The sequence below is a fragment of the Shewanella denitrificans OS217 genome (assembly GCF_000013765.1).
Lineage (GTDB): Bacteria > Pseudomonadota > Gammaproteobacteria > Enterobacterales > Shewanellaceae > Shewanella > Shewanella denitrificans.
Genome location: NC_007954.1, coordinates 1394719 through 1414482 on the forward strand (window position 1 = coordinate 1394719; position 19764 = coordinate 1414482).

The following is a 19764-nucleotide window of genomic DNA, read 5'->3' on the forward strand; positions in this document are numbered from 1 at the left end:
ACTTGCTAACCTCACGATTTCTGATTAAGACATGTCCATGACTCACACAACGCCACTTGTCCCCAAAAACGTCGCCATAGTGCCAGCCGCAGGTATAGGCGCTAGAATGGCTGCGGGTATGCCAAAACAATACCTAACCCTTGGCGCCCAGAGTATTCTGGGGCACACCTTAGATGCATTACTCTCTCATCCTCAAATAGCGCAAGTCATAGTGGCGCTGCATCCTCATGATGATATGTTTTTAGGCTTGCCTCAAGCTAAGCACTCAAAACTCTTAACCGTCATAGGTGGCGGTGAGCGGGCGGATTCAGTATTAGCAGCATTAGCCGTTGCCCCCCAAGATGCATGGGCCTTAGTGCACGACGCCGCGCGCCCTTGTTTAACCCATAGTGATATCGATAAATTACTCGCCTCCACAAGCGAATTTCCCCAAGGGGCGATTTTGGCAATGCCGGTTCGAGACACTATGAAGCGCAGCGATGACACTGGCGTCATTAATCATACGGTAGACAGGGCGCTGTTATGGCATGCATTAACGCCGCAATATTTCCCAGTGGCTGAGTTACTCACAAATTTATCGGCGGCGCTGAATGCCGGCGTTGTCATTACTGATGAAGCCAGCGCCATGGAATGGGCCGGTGTTTTTCCTGGGCTTGTCAGTGGCCGGGCGGATAACATCAAGGTGACGCACCCTGATGATTTACACTTGGCTGGGCTTTTTATGGCGCACTTGAGTGCTAAGCCTCTGGTGGAATAAAGCGCGGTGGAATAAAGCGCGGTGGAATAAAGCGCGGTGGAATAAATAGTGGTCGAGTAAACAGTGGTCGAGTAAACAGTGACGGAATAAGCTGCGGCGAAAATAAGCCGCTGATTCAAGTGCAACTAAAAACTGACACTTAAGCTATCACTCGAACGAACACTCAAATTAATGCTCAAATGTAAGGCAATAATAGATGAAACTCCGAATTGGTCATGGTTTTGATGTGCATAAATTTGGCGGCGATAAGCCGCTTATTTTAGGGGGCGTCACTGTGCCCTATGACACAGGCTTGATTGCCCATTCAGACGGTGATGTGGTGCTGCATGCTATCAGCGATGCCATCTTGGGCGCCATGGCGCTGGGGGATATTGGTAAGCACTTCCCCGATACTGATGATGCCTTTTCTGGCGCCGATAGCCGGGTATTACTGCGCCACTGTTATCAATTGGCGCTAAATAAGCATTTTCAATTGGGTAATTTGGATGTGACTGTGATTGCACAGGCACCGAAAATGGCGCCCCACATTGAAGCCATACGTCAACTGCTGGCGCTCGATCTGAACACTGACATAGACAATATCAATGTAAAAGCGACCACCACAGAAAAGTTAGGTTTTACCGGCCGCAAAGAAGGCATCGCCGTCGAAGCCGTTGTCCTGATGCAGCAAGCGATTTAAAGAGATCCCGTTAAATGAATGAATTACATTATTTGCATGGTAAGCCTCAGTCTCAAGGGCTACTGCGTACCCACAACAGTGACTTTATGGTTAATGAAATCTTGCCTTTTAGCCCCACAGGGGAAGGCGAGCACCATATGCTGCATATTCGAAAAGAAGGCTTAAATACTGTCTTCGTTGCCGAAATGATTGCCAAATTTGCCAAGGTACACCCAAAAGAAGTGACCTATGCCGGTCAAAAAGACAAGCATGCCATCACGGAGCAATGGTTTGGGGTGCGGATCCCTGGTAAAGAAATGCCCCAATGGGAAGAATTAAATAGTGATAAGCTTACTGTGCTGTCAAGCTCACGCCACGGCAAAAAGTTGCGCATTGGTGCGCTGCTTGGGAATCAATTTATTCTAACGCTTCGCGGGATCACAGATGTCATTGAGGTCAGTGAGCGTCTAGCCCTGATAGCAAAAACTGGCGTGCCCAACTATTTTGGTGAGCAGCGTTTTGGCCATGATGGTAAGAATTTGGTCATGGGCCGGCAAATGCTGTTGGGAAAGAAAGTGAAAGACCGTAAAAAAAGCAGCATGTATTTGTCGGCCGTGCGCTCAAACATCTTTAATCAAGTGGTATCGCACCGTTTGGCAACCCAAGGTAACACGCCGATGGACGGTGATTGTGTGATGCTTGCGGGCAGTCGCAGCTACTTTGTTGCAGACAGCTGGGACAGCACAGTGCAAGCTCGTCTCGATGAAAAAGACATTCAGTTATCTGCGCCGCTCTGGGGCCGAGGCGCGCCATTGGCCAAAGGCACTGCCGCAGAACTCGAAGCTGCGGCATTAGTGGATTATGCCAGCGATCTTGAAGGCTTAGAAAATGCAGGATTAGATCAAGAAAGACGACCGCTGTTGCTGGAGCCTCAAGGGCTTAAGTATAAATTTGATGCTGATGTCTTGACCTTAGAGTTCATCTTACCTGCGGGCAGTTTTGCCACTTCCATATTGCGTGAAGTCTGCCTCTATCAAGATGTAAAAGAAAGGCAATGGCAGGAGTTTGTGAGCACGCAAGCCCAATCCCTTGAAGCGCAAACAAATAGTGAGGCAAAGCCTTAGTATGATTAATATTTTAGTGAGTAATGATGATGGGGTACAAGCCGAAGGGATCCGCTGTCTAACTGAGGCCCTGAGCGCCTTTGCTACAGTACTGACAGTGGCTCCAGATAGAAATTGCTCAGGAGCGAGCAATTCTTTAACCTTGACTAACCCATTAAGAATTAATAACTTAGATAATGGTTTTGTGGCAGTGAATGGCACACCGTCCGATTGCGTCCATTTAGCCATACGTGAGTTGTGCGAACAAGAGCCCGATATTGTGGTGTCAGGCATCAATGCGGGCGCGAATATGGGCGACGATACCTTGTATTCAGGTACAGTGGCGGCGGCGATGGAAGGGCGTTTCTTAGGTTTGCCAGCCATTGCCGTGTCCTTAGCGGGTAAAGAATTACTGCATTATCAAACTGCTGCCTACTTTAGCGCCAAAATAGTGCAAGGCCTGTTGGCGCATCCATTGGCCAAAGATCAAATTTTAAACGTGAATGTGCCGGATTTACCCATTGAGGCCATTAAGGGCATTAAAGTGACCCGCCTAGGCGCACGCCATAAAGCCGAAGGCATGGTGAAAACGCAAGATCCGGCGGGGCGAGAAATTTTTTGGCTTGGCCCTGTGGGTAAAGAGCAAGATGCTGGTGAGGGCACGGACTTTGATGCGATAAGCCAAGGTTACGTGTCTATTACGCCATTAACTGTGGATCTGACGGCTTATAATCAGCTCGCTGGATTGGAACACTGGATAAAAATATTATGACTGCAGCAGCATCAACACTGGCATTGAATTTAGCCAGAAAACTCTATGAAACTGGCATTCGCAGTCAGTCAGTGTTGAGTGCTGTGGCCAATACCCCAAGAGAGTTATTTCTCGATAACGCTTTGGCCCATAAGGCGTATGAAAATACCGCCTTACCCATAGGCCAAGGACAGACTATCTCTCAACCCTATATTGTGGCGCGTATGACAGAGTTATTACTGCAAACTCAGCCCAATAAAGTGTTGGAAATAGGGACAGGGTCAGGCTATCAAGCGGCCATCTTGGCGCAGTTGGTACCGCAGTTATGCACCATAGAACGAATAAAAGCATTACAAATTCAAGCAAGACAAAGGCTTAAACGTTTAGACTTGCATAATGTGTCGTTTAAATACGGTGATGGCTGGCAAGGTTGGCATAATAAGGGGCCGTTCGATGGTATTTTAGTCACAGCGGCGGCGTCCAAAGTCCCCGAAGCCTTACTGGCTCAACTTAGTGATGGCGGTGTGTTACTCATACCTGTGGGGGAAGATGCGCAGCAATTGCTTAAAATTACCCGTACCGGACAGAGCTTTGAGTCACAAATCATAGAAGCGGTTAAGTTTGTGCCGCTCATTAATGGTGAACTTGCCTAGTTTTCAGTTCAGTTTATAACTGTGACTTTTAGCTTAGCCTTTAGTTTAATGTATTAGCTTAGCTAAATAGCTTCATAGGGTTTTGTCCCCTTAACTTATCAATAACCTTCGTAAATTGACTCTGCCTAAAAGGATAGGATTGAATGACACGCTTTTGGCCAACATGCTTGTGCATTATTTTGTTTGCCTCAGGCTGCAGCTTTCAGGCTCAGCGCCCCGCACCTGTCGAAAGTATATCCAGTGTCCATGGCCAGAAATACCATAAAGGGTCTATCCAATCTGAGCATTATCGAGTCAAAAAAGGCGATACCTTGTACTCCATCTCTTGGGGGGCGGGAAAAAACTTTATCCAAGTGGCAAAGCTTAATCGCTTAACCCAGCCATACACTATTTATCCTGGCCAAATCATCAAACTTAGCGCTGAAAATAGCCAATATTCAGCCGGTGTTAGTCGGTCTCAACCCCAGCAGTCACAAGGGGCAGGGGTTGTGAGTGGAAGTATTAGCCAACCTTACCAAGTGGCTAATACACCAAGTAAAACTTTAGTGGGACAAACCCCAAGACCCATTCCAGCACAGGAAAACGTTTCCGCAAATAGTACAAAAAAAGTGCTTGATCAAACTTCAAACTCTGCGTACTCTGTAACAACTGCTAAACAAACTATTAACTTGAATGCCAAGGAGCAGACCAACCTTTTACCCGCACAAGTGAGTCATTGGTATTGGCCAGTTTCAGGTAAGTTAATAGGCACATTTTCAGAGACACAGCAGGGCAATCAAGGTATTAAGATTGCTGGTCGACGCGGAGAGTTAATCAAAGCGGCGGCCGATGGTAAAGTCGTTTACGCAGGCGATGCATTACGTGGTTACGGCAACTTAGTCATTATCAAACATAACGATGATTTTCTTAGTGCTTATGCTCACGCAGAAACGATTTTAGTCAAAGAAAAACAGCTAGTCGCAGCGGGTCAAGCCGTTGCAAAAATGGGTAACAGTGGCGCTAACCAAGTGATGCTCCACTTTGAGATCCGTTACCACGGAAAATCAGTTAACCCATTAAAATATCTACCTAAACAATGAATTGTTTAGAGAACTTAACTAGGGAGGGTGAATAAGTGATGTAGATTAATATTTTTCAGGTTTGGGAGAGCGTATTATGAGCAGAACAACTAACACTGCAGTAGCAGAAAAGCTTGTAGATTTATCCACAAAAACCAAAAAAGAAGGTGCGCAAAAGAGCGACAAGGCCGTTGATCTCGTGCAGCAACTCGAAATTGAACAACAAGTTCAAGAAGACCTCCAAAAAAATCTTGACGCCACTCAGTTGTATTTAGGCGAAATAGGATTTTCCCCTTTGCTTAGTGCTGAAGAAGAAGTGTTCTTCTCACGTAAAGCCCTCAAAGGTTGCGAGAAATCTCGTAATCGCATGATAGAAAGTAACCTAAGACTCGTGGTGAAAATTGCCCGTCGCTACAATAATCGTGGTTTGGCCCTGTTAGATCTTATCGAAGAAGGTAATTTGGGCCTGATAAGAGCGGTGGAAAAGTTTGACCCAGAAAGAGGTTTCCGTTTTTCTACTTATGCCACTTGGTGGATCAGGCAGACCATAGAACGTGCGATTATGAATCAAACTCGCACCATACGTTTGCCAATCCATGTGGTTAAAGAACTTAACGTCTACCTACGTACTGCAAGACAGCTAGCACAGAAGCTAGATCACGAGCCAACGGCAGAGGAAATTGCCGCCAAGCTTGATGTCTCCACCAGTGACGTAAGCCGGATGTTAAAGCTTAATGAGAAAATTACCTCAGTAGACACCCCACTGGGTGGCGATAACGAAAAAGCACTATTAGATGTGATTGCCGACGACGATAGCGTAGGCCCTGATTATCAAGTGCAAGATGAAGACTTATCCAACTCTATTGTTGGCTGGTTAAACGAACTCAACACCAAGCAAAGAGAAGTACTAGCACGACGCTTTGGTTTATTGGGTTACGAGCCATCGACACTGGAAAATGTTGGCGCAGAGATAGGTTTGACTCGAGAACGTGTTCGTCAAATTCAAGTGGAAGCGTTAAAGCGTTTAAAAGACTTGTTAAGCAGTCAAGGTCTGTCAGTAGAGGCTCTCTTTAGAGACTAAGAGAACTCAGATTAGATACAATCTTGAGCCAGATTAACAGTAACAATTCGATATAGCGTCAGATGTGTTAGTGTTGAACTTAAGTTTGAGTTCGTCTAAAGATAAATAGCTAAGCGCATGAAAAGGACAGTTGATGTCCTTTTTTTACGCCTAAAATTTGGTAAATGGCCGCTCGTCTCAAACACTCATAGCTCACCTTTTCTGTATTTAACCTCAACTCGGGATAAAAAACTGAACTAATCGCCCTCTTTGTGATCAGATCTTTCGACCAAGAAGGAACCAATCACGCAGAGGGCTTATGGATAATTTAGTGGATGTATTTTGTGATGTCGATGATTTTTGTGCTGTATTTATGCCGCAATGGAAAAAACAATGCGTAACAGATGGCACGCGTAAGCGCCAACGTTCAAGCAGAATGAGCATGAGCGAAATAATGACGATTATCATACTCTTCCATACATCTCATCATCGTGACTTCAAAAATTACTACACTGGATATCTTGCTCGTTTTTTCAAATCTGATTTCCCCCACTTACTCAGCTATACCCGTTTTCTTGAGCTTATGCCGACAGCTGTCGTGCCACTATGCAGCTATTTCTCCAGCATCAGAAGTCTACCTACGGGGATTGAATTCGTCGATTCGACCAGTGTAAAGGTTTGCCACAATTTGCGAATTCCACGACATAAAACGTTATCTGGCCTTGCTCGTCGCGGAAAAGGGACCATGGGGTGGTTCTATGGTTTCAAGCTTCATCTCATCGTTAACCATAAAGGGGGGATTGTTGCCGCCAAAATTACTCCAGCCAATACCCATGACACTAAGCCTGTTTCAGGCATGGTGGTGAATGCTATGGACAAGCTGTATGCGGATAAAGGCTATATCAGTAAAGCGTTGGCAAGCGAGCTACTTGAGCAAGGCGTAACACTAGTAAACAATGTTCGCAAGAACATGAAAAAGAAGGTTTTATCACTGTGGGATAGGGCAATGCTTTCACGAAGATTTATTATAGAAACGATCAATGATCAGCTTAAGAATATCTCACAAATCGAGCATTCGAGGCATAGAAGTGTGCATGGTTTTATGCTGAATATGATTGGCGGTTTAATTGCCTATCAACTCAAAGAGAGTAAGCCACAACTTAATATCACAGATGTCGATTTCAATGCGATTTCTGTTATGGCTTAAACCGATCTCAGGTTATTTACGTATCTGTTGGCCTTAAAAGATTACCAACCTGACTTTAGCTATCGGGCTGTTCCCCTGTAATCAGCCTAAACTCGTTTTTGGACAAAAAATTGTCAGCAAGATGTCCAAACTTCGTTTGGATTAACATCGTGGGTCTTCAACCCACACCCGACCAAGGGGGAAAGATCAACAGCAATCCCTCCCCCTTGGATCTCCCTCCGTGCCGCCCCGACGAAGTTGTATTCTTGTGACAAGAAGCTCATATTCACCTAAAAATACCTAACGGCACGACAGTACGTCCATGTACTAACGCGCCTTAACCATCATCCCTGATGGTTACACGGTATTTTTACGTGAATATTTCGGCAACTTCGAGGGGAGTTGATGCAACCTGTGAGTGTACTGTTAAGGTTAGCATAGCTATGGTTCTAGATTTTTAAGAGCGAGAAGAACACACCTAAATATATAAGGTGAGCCATGCCGATTTACCACGAGAAAGGCGAGCCGACCGCCCATGGCCGCTCTCTGCCATCCATGCCATCGCGGCATTTGTGAATCCTTTCACATCAGACGGGGCGGCCGACTTTAGTTTAAATCAAGAGCCAAGGACGGACTTGCTGCGTGTCGGTGAGTGAATGCCGAGCCTGTATGCGGGACTTCAGTAACCGACGTTTGATACTTAACGATTTAGCACCAATTATCTGACACGTTTTTGGACAAAAACACTTCAGAATTTAACCATCATGCACATGCTGAGATGTGCTGATTTTTTATCTAAATGGTAACTCTGATGCTAATGAGAGGACATTGGACTAAATGGCTCGAGTCTATCTCTTGAATGAGGCTGCAGGGATGCTGCGCCCGAGCCCATAGGACCTTTTATATCGTTGAACTTTTACAGTGAGAGGCGGCGTCACTCGGGACGTTAGCCCAATGGCCGAGTTCACCCTTGCTATTTATTGCTATATCTATCCCAGTATTCCAAAACACGCTTTGTGGCAAAAACATGTAGGAATTTAATCATGATGCACCTGCAGAAACATTGACCCTTTGAGAGCATCCATACAAAACCTGTTAATTCTAAGTACTAATTAAGCACTAAATAGTGTGTTAAGTCCGTGGCTATTTGCTACGCAGAGCGCGATACCATTTACCGGATAATACAAATTTAGGAAAAGTATAAAGCTGCTCTAAAATAATTCGAACTATCGCATTTTGGGGGCCAGTAAAAGGCTCTGCAGGTATAGCTTCTTTATTGTGCCCAAATCCCTGAATGCCAATTGCTGTGACCATCAATAATATTGAAATGGCTATCCCCACTATATGCAGGTCAATGAGTGTTGCTATAAATGATAAAAAACCCAATATGAACACAGGTACAAAAACAATATGGATCCATAAGTTTATTGCTGATTGATGGTATTTCGTATAGCCATCCCATTGCCACTTGATAATCACACAGATGTTCATTTGACCCCCCTTAACGTTTAACTGATTGCCTATCAGCTTTTAGCGAGTTTTTTCAGCTCGTAGAGCAAGTCTAAGGCTTGTTTTGGGCTGAGTTCATCGGGATTAATCGTGGTTAGCTTATTCAGAGCTTTTTCACCCATCATAGGGGCAGGGCTTAGACTCAGACTCTGTTGTTGCGGTGCGCTGGCGACAGCGGGTGATGCCTGATTATCACGGCTCTCTAGCTGATGCAGTTTATGTTTAGCGGCTTGAATAACATGGCTTGGCACCCCAGCTAATGCGGCGACTTGCAGGCCATAACTCTTACTGGCAGCGCCTTCTTGCACTGCATGCATAAAGGCGATGGTGTCATCGTGCTCTATGGCATCTAGATGCACATTGTTGGCGCCGGGGATCAAATCTGGTAATTGTGTTAGTTCAAAATAATGGGTCGCAAATAGCGTCATGGCTTTGATTTGCAATGCTAAATACTCAGCCGCTGACCAAGCGAGGGACAAACCATCATAGGTTGAGGTGCCCCGGCCTATCTCATCCATTAATACCAAACTTTGACTGGTGGCATTATGGAGAATGTTGGCAGTTTCTGTCATTTCGACCATAAAGGTTGAGCGGCCAGAGGCCAAGTCATCAGAGGCGCCAATGCGGGTGAAAATTCTGTCGATAGGACCAATGACGGCGCTGTCAGCAGGAACAAAACAGCCAATGTGGGCCATCAAACTTATCAAGGCCACTTGGCGCATATAGGTAGATTTACCGCCCATGTTCGGGCCGGTGACGATAAGCATGTGACGCTTTGCATCTAAGTTGACGGGGTTGGCAATAAAGGCTGTGCTGCTAACGCGCTCAACTACGGGATGGCGGCCAGCATTAATTTGAATGCCGGTTTTTGAGACCATTTGCGGCTGAGTGTAATGCAGGCTTTCGGCGCGCTCGGCAAAACAGCAAATGACATCAAGCTCGGCGGCAGCATTGGCAAAGTCCCTAAGCTCATTAAGCTTAGGCAAAATTAAATCAAACAATTGATCCCACAGCTGTTTCTCTAACGCTAGAGCCTTACCTTGGCTTGAGAGGACTTTTTCTTCATACACTTTAAGCTCAGGGGTTATGTAGCGCTCAGTGCCTTTTAAGGTTTGACGGCGCTGATAGCTTAAGGGCACTTTATCGGCTTGAAGGCGGCTGACTTCTATGTAGTAACCATGGACGCGGTTATAGCCAACTTTTAAGGTGCTGATCCCCGTGGCTTGTTTTTCTCTGGCTTCAAGCTCAGTTAAGTAATCACTGGCGCCTTCACTTAAGGCGCGCCACTCATCAAGTTCGCTGTGATAACCGCTGCGAATAACCCCGCCATCGCGAATAAGCATAGGCGGGCTATCGACTATGGCATTCTCAAGTAACTCATGCTCGGCAGGAAACTCGCCAATCAACTGGGCTAACTTAGTAAGCAGTGGGGTTTTGCATTGGCCTAAGGTGTGTTGCAATTCAGGCAAGAGACTTAACGCTTGGCGAAGGCGAGCGAAATCCCGTGGCCGTGCACTTCGAAGCGCGAGGCGAGCCATGATGCGTTCGATATCACCTAATGATTTTAGCTGCTGATGCAATTCGTCAAATAAATTGGCTTCGATGAGTTCAGCCACCGCATTGTGGCGGCTGGCTATTATGTTGTTGTCTCTTAGTGGCTGGTGTAACCAGCGCTGCAGCATACGGCTTCCCATGGGGGTGGCGGTGTTGTCCAATACCCAGGCTAAGGTGTGCTCGCGGCCGCCTGATAAATTCTGGGTTAGCTCTAAATTACGTCTGGTAGCCGCATCTAAAATGATCGAATCCGCCTGATTGAAGCGCACTATGGCATTTATGTGGGGCAGGGCTGTCTTCTGGGTGTCTTTCACGTACTGCATTAAGCAGCCCGCGGCCTGTAAGGAAAGGCGCGCATCACTAATACCAAAACCATGCAAATCTTTGGTGCCAAATTGTTGCAGCAACAAGTTCACACTGGTATCAAAATCAAATTCCCATTCAGGGCGGCGACGTATGCCTTTTAAATGATTGATTAAGCTTAGGTTGCTAAAGTCTTCACTGTAGAGCAGTTCCACAGGGCGGGTGCGCTGCAATTCAGCTTCTAGGGCCTCTTGAGTGTCTAACTCTGCAATCACAAAACGTCCCGATGAAATATCGAGCGTCGCGTAACCAAAGCCTACCTTGCCTTGATATATGGCAGCTAATAGGTTGTCTTGATGCTCTTGCAGTAAGGCTTCATCGGTTAAGGTGCCTGGAGTGACAATGCGCACCACTTTGCGCTCTACTGGCCCTTTCGAGGTAGCAGGATCGCCCACTTGCTCACAAATCGCCACGGACTGACCAATTTGAACCAGTTTGGCTAAATAGCCTTCAACTGCATGATAAGGCAAGCCCGCCATTGGGATAGGATCGCCGCCACTTTTACCGCGAGCAGTTAAAGATATGCCTAGCAGTTCTGAGGCAAGTTTGGCATCTTCATAGAAAAGTTCGTAAAAATCTCCCATGCGATAAAATAGCAGCATCTCAGGATGGGCGGCTTTCATGGTCAAATACTGACGCATCATGGGGGTGTGCTTTTCTAACTCAGAAGAATCGATACTTGTCATCTAGGCGTTCACTCTGTCAAAGGTAAATCAAATAAGTTTGTCCCAATAGCGCTCATAAAGAATGCGGCTGGTGCACAGGCACTTAGCTAAGATTGCGATTTAATCTTGGGGCAAAGGTAATGGTGGGCAATGTTAGCAATTTTTTAAGGATAAATATCCAGTAAATCGCACTTAGTGGCCATCGTGGATGTATTTTAACAAATCTAGAGATAACAGGGCTGATTATGACGAATTTAACTCTGAGTAAAAAAGTCACACACAGTACTTGATACTGTATGATTATACAGTATACTAACCAGCATATTAAGGCGCCAGATTTAACCGCTTGCCGTCACTTAGCTTAAGCAGATTAGCTGGGCAGAAAGTGAAAGACTTTTTCCTAAGTGGGAATGAATGTCGGCAAGGTTAATACACAGCGTCAAAAACAAGATACTAATTAATAAGTGAAAACTATACTTTGAGAGGGACTAAGATGAAAGCTGATCCAAATAAAGAGAAGGCACTTGCTGCGGTACTCAGTCAAATTGAAAAACAGTTTGGTAAAGGTTCAATCATGAAGCTTGGTGAAGACCGCACCATGGATGTTGAGACCATCTCTACGGGTTCACTTTCATTGGACGTAGCCTTAGGCGCTGGCGGTTTACCTATGGGGCGTATCGTTGAGATATATGGCCCAGAATCATCGGGTAAAACCACCTTAACATTGGAAGTGATTGCAGCAGCTCAACGTGAAGGTAAAACCTGTGCCTTTATCGATGCTGAGCACGCATTAGACCCAATTTACGCCAAAAAGTTAGGCGTAGATATTGATAACTTATTGTGTTCACAGCCTGATACCGGGGAGCAAGCTCTTGAAATTTGTGATGCATTAACTCGCTCTGGCGCGGTTGATGTTATCGTTGTCGATTCGGTTGCAGCGCTAACACCAAAAGCTGAAATTGAAGGTGAAATTGGTGACTCACATATGGGCCTAGCAGCGCGTATGATGAGCCAAGCAATGCGTAAGCTTGCTGGTAACTTGAAGCAATCCAATACCTTACTTATTTTTATTAACCAAATTCGTATGAAAATTGGCGTGATGTTTGGTAACCCAGAAACCACAACTGGCGGTAACGCACTTAAGTTTTATGCATCAGTGCGTTTAGATATTCGCCGCACTGGCGCCATTAAAGACGGCGACGAAGTAGTGGGTAACGAAACCCGCGTTAAAGTGGTTAAAAACAAAATTGCTGCGCCCTTTAAGCAAGCTGAATTCCAAATTCTTTATGGTCAAGGTATTAACCGTACTGGTGAGCTAGTTGATTTGGGGGTGGCCCATAAACTAGTTGAAAAAGCCGGTGCTTGGTACAGCTATAAAGGTGATAAAATTGGTCAAGGCCGCGCCAATGCCGGTCGTTACTTAACTGAAAATCCTGCAATTGCTCAAGAAATCGATACTCTTTTGCGTGAAATGTTATTGAACTCAAATGCACCAAAAGAATCGGCTGCAGACGTTGATGACAATGTTGACCCAGAAACGGGCGAAGTATTTTAACATCGCAGCTTAAGCCTTTGTTAAATAAATACTTAGCTTGAAGCATCAGCAAAAGTATAATTTTGAGTTACAGTGTGAAGAAAGTCGTGATAAGCCTAGTTGCTTGTCACGACTTTTTTAATTTTAGGCTTCTAGCCATTTTCTAAAATTTGCGGTGCGGGTTTTGCTGGTCACTAAGGCTTCACTGTAGCCTTTGATATACAGGGCGAGTGTTTCTTTGGTGTAGGTTTCAAATTTAATTAAGCTATTGATATTAATGATGTCGGCGCGGTTAATCCGAAAGAAGACCTTAGGATCGAGCTGAGCTTCTAATTGGCTGAGGTTATTGTCAGAAAGGATATGGTATTGGCCTTGCTTATCACCGGCCAAAATAGTGCCGTTGGCGGCTCGAAAACAATGGATCTCTGCGACATTAAGCATCTCGCTGGCGCCTTGTTGCTTGATAATAAATCGTTGTTTAAACGAGGTGGTCTCAATTTTTGAGCGCTGCTCAAACAATGCTTGATAGTTGGCGACCGCTTGGCTAAAACGCTTAAAAGAGAAAGGCTTGAGCAAATATTCAATGCCCTGGTTTTGAAACGCATTCATCCAGTAGTCGTTATAGGAGGTGGTAAAAATGACTGGGCAGGGCACATCAATTTGCTCTAGGGCGCTAAAGACTTGGCCATCACTGAGCTCTATATCGCTAAAAAGTAAATCTAAGTTCTGCGGTTGATTGAAAAACTCAATCACGGCATCGACACTGCTTAAGGTGGCAATAATTTTAGCCTCTGGCCACTGCCTTTGTATGTAGCCTGCGAGCTTTTCTGCTGCCAAGGGTTCATCTTCTATGATGGCGATTCTCATTATTACAACTCCATTTGAACTCTATAACTACAGTAAAGGTTGGTTATTTCTCTAATTCAGCATCTAACAGCTAACAGCTAAATCCACCAATGGCAGGCTGAGGCTAAAGGTCTCTGCCGTTTTTTCTATGCTAATGGACTGGTTGACTAACATTGTGCAGCGTTCATTTAAGTTATTTAGCCCAAGATTAAGGCTATCTGGATGTGTGGTATGAGATTTAGGCCTTAAGTCATTGGTCACCAATAAACGTTCGCCTTGGTTGGTGATTGTGATACGCACTGGCTGGGCTTGACTTGCCTGATTGTGTTTGACGATATTCTCTAACGCCAATTGTAAAGCGCCGGGGACGAGCTGCACCTGTTTAGGATCCAGTGTTAGCGCAAGTTCGAAAGTGAACGCTTTTGGGAAGCGTTTCGCTAATAAGTGCAGATAACTGTCAGCAAACTCGAGTTCTTTTTCAAGACTAATGAGTCGATTTTTATGGGCTTCAAGCATGTAGCGATACAGACTGCAGAAGGCATCGAGGAAATCATCGGCTTCATCTGGGTCTTGCTGAATGAGTACTGATAATACATTAAGGTTGTTGAATAAAAAGTGTGGGTCAAGTTGTTGCTGTAAAGCACTTATCTGGCTGTTAGCTAGCTGATTTTGTGTTTGAATATGGGCGAGTTGTTGCTGCCTCACTTCATTAAACAACAGTGCGGCCAACAAGGTTCCGCCTAATAATAGATGCAGTAAAACACTTAAAATGATGGTTAAGGCGATATGGCGAATGTCTAGGTATTCTATGCCTATGGTCCATTCTAGCCCTAAGACTAAGCTGCTATTTAATGCGATAAACAGGGCCGCGCTACTGAAGTAAACTTGGGCAATGGCATTAATGCTAATCAATTGCCCTTTTACTAAATGTTTATAGCTTCGATAGGTGATCCACTGAGCGAGAAAACATTGCAACGCCAGCCAAAATGGGCCATCTGGGTGATAGTTTAACGGCTCACCGCCAGAGGTTTGTGCCATGGCGGTATAAAATACCACTAAGTGGGTTAGGCCTAATACAGCCAAGATGTTGAGTAACTTAGTGGTATGTTTTTTCATAGTTTTCTTATGATTTTGTGTCATCAGGAAGGCGCTGAACTATCTTACCTTGTGCATCTAAAAACTCAAGGGCTGCAGTTCCTTCCTTGTCGACTACCATGCGAATACGGGTTTGACCTTGTTTATCATGCAACTTTAGCATGGCATCGCCGTTTAATGTGCCATAGAAAGCTCGGTTATTGGCGCTGAGCATGCCTTGCTTTTCGAGCTCGTCTAGTTTTACCTTAGCATCGAGATCGCCATTTTCTTTTGCTTTTTCAAGGGCTATCTGTTCTGCTAGCGGCAGAGTCGACCTGTCTATAATGCGCATGCCTGTCACCATGTAATCGCCATCTTCAATGTGCTGTAATGTCATGGTTTGATCTTGGTTATAACGATCAAATGACATGTGCACCCCGTGACTCACTTTTCCATTTTCCTCTTTACCCATAAAGATAAGCCCGCCGTTTTCTGTGCCTTCATCGTTGTAAAAAATCATCCCAGGTCTTGAGCCTACATCGACAAATTCTTTGCCCTTGTATATCCCTTTTGGTGAGAATTCAGAGTTGGCGATAACGATTCTTGGCAGCCCGTTGTCCTCCAATACCTTGATGCTTTTTACTGTGAGGTGCTCAAAATGCTGAGTCCCCATAGGGCTAATAGCTGTATATGCCGTGAGGGCGGTTAATCCAATGGCAAGTGCTAAATTAACGACTTTTTGAGTGGCGAGTTGTTTTTCGATTGATTTCATTTTCTTGTCCTTTAGCAAAGAGTTAACTCTGCGGTATTGGTAAGTTGCTTTGATGGATTGAGAATAAACAGTGTTTCAAAGTGATGCGATGGCATAAGGATAAGCGGCAGAAAAAATCCAATGAAGGGTGGAAATGTCTCATTAAGGTTTTGGCTATTGACTCTTAAGGTGCAGATGTTAACTATGGGTAAGTTATTTTCCTAAGGAAGACCATGAAATCATTTGTTATCCCACTGATAGTGAGCTTGGGCGTCAGTGTGTTATTGCTAGGGTTAGCCATCACTTTTGGTGGTCCCAAGCCTGTAGCTGCACTGGACAGCATTAGCGAGCCCTTTAAAAATCTTGATTACAGTGAGTTGCCTGAGGTCAGTTTTTTTAATGCCAGAGATGGGCAGGCCTTGGCCTATCGATTTTACCCACCGACTTTTTCATCGGCAGTTAAAGCTCAGGTTAAAACAGAGGCTCAAATTGAGAGCAGGGGCAGTGTGGTGTTGGTGCATGGCTCCTCTGCGAGCAGTCAGAGCATGCATCAATTGGCGATGGCATTTGCGAGCGCAGGTTTTAGTGCCTATTCATTAGATATTCGTGGTCATGGGGAGTCTGGAAAAAGTGGTGACATTACTTACTTGGGCCAGCTTGAGCATGACTTAGAAGATTTTGTTTCAGAGGTGAAGCTACAGGGCAGTAAGAGTTTAGTGGGATTTTCTTCTGGCGGTGGTTTTGCTCTGAGATTTGCAGGCAGTGACAGGCAAGTCTTGTTTGACAACTATTTGTTGTTGTCGCCTTTTATTAGCCAAGATTCGCCCACCAGTCGCAATAATGGCAGTGGCGGCTGGGTGAGCGTCGGCGTGCCAAGGCTTGTGGCAATCAGCATACTCGATGCCATGGGACTCAAGCTGTTTAATCATCTGCCAGTGATCCGCTTTGCCTTACGAGAAACCTCGAAAGTTAAGTTAACTCATAGCTACAGTTACTTACTCGCGACTAACTTTCGCCCGAAAGCTGACTATAACGCCAATATCGCCGCGATTAAGCAGCCTTTGTCCGTGCTGGTTGGCGATCGGGATGAGCTGTTTAACCCCAAGGCGTTTACTGGCTTATTTGAAACGACTAATGCTAAGGTGAACATAATCCAAGGGGTCAATCATGTTGGAATGATTTTATCGCCAAACGCACTGGATAAGGCGGTGACTCAGTTGGCTGCCTTAGTTGAAACGGACTCAGCTAAGCGACTCGAGTCAAAGTAGGGAATATGGCACTTAAGCTTTGATCTTAGCGCAAGCCTCGCACAGGATGAAGGTTTGAGTATATAATGCTGGCAATAGAGCTTGTTATGATAATAACATTTAAGAATTCAATATTTTTCCAATTTAGGGCGATGTCATGTTTGAGACCACCGCGAAGTTAAGAAGTGCTTTTTTGGCCTATTTTGAAACTCAAGGCCACCAAGTTGTCGACAGTAGTTCATTAGTCCCTCATAACGATCCAACCTTGCTTTTTACCAATGCGGGGATGAATCAATTTAAAGACGTATTCTTAGGGATGGATAAGCGCAGCTACAGCCGCGCCGTGTCTTCTCAGCGTTGCGTGCGCGCCGGCGGTAAGCATAACGATCTGGATAACGTAGGTTATACCGCCCGTCACCACACCTTTTTCGAGATGCTAGGTAACTTCAGTTTCGGCGATTATTTTAAAGAAGAAGCCATACGTTTCGCGTGGACCTTCTTAACCGAAACCTTAAAGCTGCCAACAGAGCGTCTGTGCGTCACCATCTATGAAACCGACGATGAAGCCTTCGAGCTTTGGAATAAGAAAATCGGGGTCGCCGCTGAAAACATCATTCGCATCGGCGATAACAAGGGGGCGCCTTACGCCTCTGATAACTTTTGGCAGATGGGTGACACAGGTCCTTGTGGTCCTTGCAGTGAGATATTCTACGATCATGGCGATCACATCTGGGGTGGACGCCCTGGTACGCCTGAAGAAGATGGCGATCGCTTCATCGAAATTTGGAACATAGTATTCATGCAGTACAACCGTCAAGCCGACGGCGCTATGCTGCCGCTGCCTAAGCCATCGGTCGATACCGGCATGGGCATTGAGCGTATTGCTGCCATCATGCAGGGTGTGCATTCAAACTATGAAATTGATATCTTCAAACAGCTGATCGCTAAAACCGCTGAAATCATAGGTGTCAGTGATTTAGAAAATAAATCATTGCGAGTGATTGCCGACCATATTCGCTCATGTGCCTTCTTGATAGCCGATGGCGTGATGCCGTCGAACGAAGGGCGTGGTTATGTGCTGCGCCGTATTATTCGCCGCGCCGTGCGTCATGGTAATAAGTTAGGCGCGACCGATACCTTCTTTTATAAATTGGTGCCGACCTTGATCAGTGTGATGGGTGATGCCGCTAAAGGCTTAGTTGAAACCCAAGTCATTGTCGAAAAAGCCCTTAAAGCCGAAGAAGAGCAGTTTGCCCGCACCTTAGAGCGTGGCCTTGGTTTGCTGGACAACGCCTTAAATGAGTTATCTGGCAAGGTGCTCGATGGTGACACGGCATTTAAGCTGTATGACACCTATGGCTTTCCCGTGGATTTAACCGCTGACGTGTGCCGCGAGCGTGATATCACAGTGGACGAAGCCGGCTTTGAAGCGGCCATGGCTGAACAGCGTAGCCGCGCACAAGCCGCCGGTAACTTTGGCGCCGATTACAACAAACAGCTCATTATCGATGAAGAAACACAATTTTGTGGTTATAAAGGCCTAAGCGGTGAAGCAAACGTGGTTGCCTTGTACTTAGATGGCCAAGCCGTGAATGAAGTGACTCAAGGACAAGATGCGGTTGTGGTACTCAATAACACCCCATTCTACGCCGAATCTGGTGGTCAAGTGGGTGATAAAGGCGTACTTAGCGCACAAGGCATCAACTTTAGCGTGACGGATACGCAAAAGTTTGGTCAGGCTACGGGTCATCAAGGTAAAGTGCTTGAAGGCAGTATCAAAGTGGGCACTAAGCTTGCTGCAGAGGTTAATAAAGACTTACGTCAGCGCACTGAGCTTAACCACTCGGTGACTCACTTGTTGCATGCAGCGCTTCGCCAAGTGATTGGCACCCACGTGACTCAGAAAGGCTCGCTGGTAAACCCAGAGCGCCTACGCTTTGACTTTGCCCATTTTGAAGGCGTAAAAGCAGCAGAGCTTAAGCAAGTTGAAGAGTTAGTGAATGCACAAATTCGCTGTAACCATGAACTCAATACCGCAGAAATGGCCATAGATGAAGCTAAAGAGAAAGGCGCTATGGCGCTCTTTGGTGAAAAGTATGACGAAAAAGTCCGGGTTGTGACCATGGGGGATTTCTCCATTGAGCTCTGTGGTGGTACCCATGTGGGCCGCACCGGTGACATAGGTTTATTTAAAATCACCTCTGAAGCGGGTATTGCGGCTGGCGTTCGCCGTATTGAAGCTGTCACAGGTGCAGCGGCCATGGCCTATGTGGCCGAGCAGCAAGCTATGCTTGATGAGGCGGCGGGACTGCTAAAATCTGACTCAGCTTCTGTAGTTGCTAAGTTAAAGGCGCAACTTGATAAAACCAAACAGCTTGAAAAAGAGCTGTCGCAACTTAAAGACAAGTTAGCGGCGGCGGCGAGTGCGGACATGGCCGGTGATGCGCAAGACATCAATGGCGTGAAAGTACTAGTGAAAAAACTCGAAGGTGTGGACCCAGGTTCACTTCGTGGTCTACAGGATGAACTAAAGCAAAAGCTTAAGTCGGCAATTATCCTGTTAGGCACAGCTAAGGACGGTAAGGTTAACCTGATTGCTGGCGTGAGCAACGATTTAACCGCTAAAGTGAAAGCGGGTGAGTTGGTTGCCATGGTCGCTCAGCAAGTGGGCGGTAAGGGCGGTGGTCGCCCTGACATGGCTCAAGCGGGGGGCACTCAGGTTGAAAACTTAGATGCGGCGTTAGCATCGGCAAGCACTTGGATAGCCGAGCGTCTTGCATAAAAGGTGATAAAACAGCCATAGGTGAATGAATTACTCGTAAAAAATGTAATAATTTAGCTATGGCTGATAGCAAGAATCCTATATAACAGCTATATAAGATTAGGGTTTGGGTAGATTTATTGTGATCTAGTGAGGTAAAACCAAGGCTCGCCTTGTTTTTATCACTTATGAAGGGTGTTTTCGGGGCATTAGGCTCACAAAAATATTTTTTTT

The 19764-nt window shown here is 45.7% G+C and carries 16 protein-coding genes; 11 read left to right on the plus strand and 5 right to left on the minus strand.

Annotated features, from left to right (window positions below; translation table 11 throughout):
• Positions 1 to 31 precede the first annotated feature (31 nt).
• The 8 genes from ispD (at position 32) to SDEN_RS06260 (ending at position 7247) form a co-directional block, all read left to right on the plus strand.
• Positions 32 to 757: a 2-C-methyl-D-erythritol 4-phosphate cytidylyltransferase gene (gene ispD, locus SDEN_RS06225; RefSeq protein ID WP_011495644.1), complete on the plus strand. Its 726-nt coding sequence runs from the start codon at positions 32 to 34 to the stop codon at positions 755 to 757.
• Between the two features lie 196 nt (positions 758 to 953).
• Positions 954 to 1436: a 2-C-methyl-D-erythritol 2,4-cyclodiphosphate synthase gene (gene ispF, locus SDEN_RS06230; protein ID WP_011495645.1), complete on the plus strand. Its 483-nt coding sequence runs from the start codon at positions 954 to 956 to the stop codon at positions 1434 to 1436.
• A 14-nt stretch (positions 1437 to 1450) separates the two neighbouring features.
• On the plus strand, positions 1451 to 2539 hold the full coding sequence (gene truD / locus SDEN_RS06235; RefSeq protein ID WP_011495646.1) for a tRNA pseudouridine(13) synthase TruD: 1089 nt from the start codon (positions 1451 to 1453) through the stop codon (positions 2537 to 2539).
• 1 nt (position 2540) lies between these two features.
• Positions 2541 to 3290, plus strand: coding sequence for a 5'/3'-nucleotidase SurE (surE, locus tag SDEN_RS06240; protein WP_011495647.1), 750 nt, complete (start codon positions 2541 to 2543; stop codon positions 3288 to 3290).
• Positions 3287 to 3922, plus strand: coding sequence for a protein-L-isoaspartate(D-aspartate) O-methyltransferase (locus tag SDEN_RS06245; RefSeq protein WP_011495648.1), 636 nt, complete (start codon positions 3287 to 3289; stop codon positions 3920 to 3922). Before surE ends, SDEN_RS06245 begins: the two co-directional genes overlap by 4 nt.
• Before the next feature lie 143 nt (positions 3923 to 4065).
• Positions 4066 to 5001 (plus strand): peptidoglycan DD-metalloendopeptidase family protein, encoded by a 936-nt coding sequence (locus tag SDEN_RS06250; protein ID WP_011495649.1) that lies wholly within the window; start codon positions 4066 to 4068, stop codon positions 4999 to 5001.
• 76 nt (positions 5002 to 5077) lie between these two features.
• Positions 5078 to 6061, plus strand: coding sequence for an RNA polymerase sigma factor RpoS (gene rpoS, locus SDEN_RS06255; RefSeq protein WP_011495650.1), 984 nt, complete (start codon positions 5078 to 5080; stop codon positions 6059 to 6061).
• Between the two features lie 298 nt (positions 6062 to 6359).
• Positions 6360 to 7247 (plus strand): IS982-like element ISSde7 family transposase, encoded by an 888-nt coding sequence (locus SDEN_RS06260; protein WP_011495538.1) that lies wholly within the window; start codon positions 6360 to 6362, stop codon positions 7245 to 7247.
• 1122 nt (positions 7248 to 8369) lie between these two features.
• On the opposite strand, the gene SDEN_RS06265 is transcribed toward SDEN_RS06260, so the two are convergent.
• On the minus strand, positions 8370 to 8717 hold the full coding sequence (locus SDEN_RS06265) for a hypothetical protein (protein WP_011495651.1): 348 nt from the start codon (positions 8715 to 8717) through the stop codon (positions 8370 to 8372).
• Between the two features lie 32 nt (positions 8718 to 8749).
• Entirely contained in the window at positions 8750 to 11338 is a 2589-nt protein-coding gene (gene mutS / locus SDEN_RS06270) for a DNA mismatch repair protein MutS (RefSeq protein WP_011495652.1), read from the minus strand.
• Between the two features lie 472 nt (positions 11339 to 11810).
• On the opposite strand from mutS, the gene recA reads away from it, so the two are divergent.
• Positions 11811 to 12872, plus strand: a complete 1062-nt coding sequence (gene recA, locus SDEN_RS06275; RefSeq protein WP_011495653.1) for a recombinase RecA — start codon at positions 11811 to 11813, stop codon at positions 12870 to 12872.
• Positions 12873 to 12995: 123 nt separating this feature from the next.
• Here the strand turns inward: recA and SDEN_RS06280 are convergent, their stop codons facing one another.
• The 3 genes from SDEN_RS06280 to SDEN_RS06290 all read right to left on the minus strand — a co-directional run bounded on the left by SDEN_RS06280 (position 12996) and on the right by SDEN_RS06290 (position 15543).
• The gene (locus SDEN_RS06280; protein WP_011495654.1) at positions 12996 to 13718 is read right to left on the minus strand and encodes a LytR/AlgR family response regulator transcription factor; all 723 of its coding nucleotides are present in this window, start codon (positions 13716 to 13718) and stop codon (positions 12996 to 12998) included.
• A gap of 63 nt (positions 13719 to 13781) precedes the next feature.
• The gene (locus SDEN_RS06285; protein WP_041405710.1) at positions 13782 to 14813 is read right to left on the minus strand and encodes a sensor histidine kinase; all 1032 of its coding nucleotides are present in this window, start codon (positions 14811 to 14813) and stop codon (positions 13782 to 13784) included.
• Positions 14814 to 14820: 7 nt separating this feature from the next.
• Complete coding sequence (locus SDEN_RS06290; protein ID WP_011495656.1) at positions 14821 to 15543, minus strand: hypothetical protein; 723 nt, start codon at positions 15541 to 15543, stop codon at positions 14821 to 14823.
• 212 nt (positions 15544 to 15755) lie between these two features.
• On the opposite strand from SDEN_RS06290, the gene SDEN_RS06295 reads away from it, so the two are divergent.
• Together SDEN_RS06295 and alaS are read left to right on the plus strand one after the other, a co-directional pair.
• A complete protein-coding gene (locus tag SDEN_RS06295) occupies positions 15756 to 16790 on the plus strand; it encodes an alpha/beta hydrolase (RefSeq protein WP_011495657.1) in 1035 nt (344 codons plus the stop codon).
• Positions 16791 to 16926: 136 nt separating this feature from the next.
• Positions 16927 to 19551 (plus strand): alanine--tRNA ligase, encoded by a 2625-nt coding sequence (gene alaS / locus SDEN_RS06300; protein WP_011495658.1) that lies wholly within the window; start codon positions 16927 to 16929, stop codon positions 19549 to 19551.
• The last annotated feature ends 213 nt before the right edge of the window (positions 19552 to 19764 follow it).